The sequence below is a fragment of the Odoribacter sp. N54.MGS-14 genome, assembly GCF_000980295.1.
GTDB lineage: Bacteria > Bacteroidota > Bacteroidia > Bacteroidales > Marinifilaceae > Odoribacter > Odoribacter splanchnicus.
Window position 1 is genome coordinate 1 of the sequence record NZ_LARL01000173.1, and the last position, 626, is coordinate 626.

Below are 626 nucleotides of genomic sequence, written 5' to 3' on the forward strand. Positions count from 1 at the left end.
GGAAACCATTCGAAGAGTGCAAAGGCAGAAGGGAGCTTGACTGCGACACCGACGGGTGGAGCAGGTACGAAAGTAGGGCTTAGTGATCCGGTGGTATTAAGTGGGAATGCCATCGCTCAACGGATAAAAGCTACCCTGGGGATAACAGGCTTATCACTCCCAAGAGTTCACATCGACGGAGTGGTTTGGCACCTCGATGTCGGCTCATCGCATCCTGGGGCTGTAGTAGGTCCCAAGGGTTGGGCTGTTCGCCCATTAAAGCGGTACGCGAGCTGGGTTCAGAACGTCGTGAGACAGTTCGGTCCCTATCCGGCGTGGGCGTAGGATATCTGAGAGGAGCTGTCCTTAGTACGAGAGGACCGGGATGGACGGACCGCTGGTGTACCGGTTAGACTGCCAAGTCTACGGCCGGGTAGCCAAGTCCGGAAGGGATAAACGCTGAAGGCATCTAAGCGTGAAGCCCCCCTCAAGATGAGATATCCCATTCGAAAGAAGTAAACCCCCTTGAAGACGACGAGGTAGATAGGGCAGAGGTGGAAGTGCAGCAATGCATGGAGCTGACTGTTACTAATCGGGTGAGGGCTTGACCAAGAATCGCAGGAAGAATGAATCTCAAGGAAATGTCA

At 54.2% G+C, this 626-nt stretch carries 1 rRNA gene; it reads left to right on the top strand.

Annotation, left to right across the window (positions count from 1 at the left end):
- A 23S ribosomal RNA gene (locus WS42_RS14930) occupies positions 1-591 on the top strand; the annotation flags it as partial.
- Between the last annotated feature and the right edge of the window lie 35 nt (positions 592-626).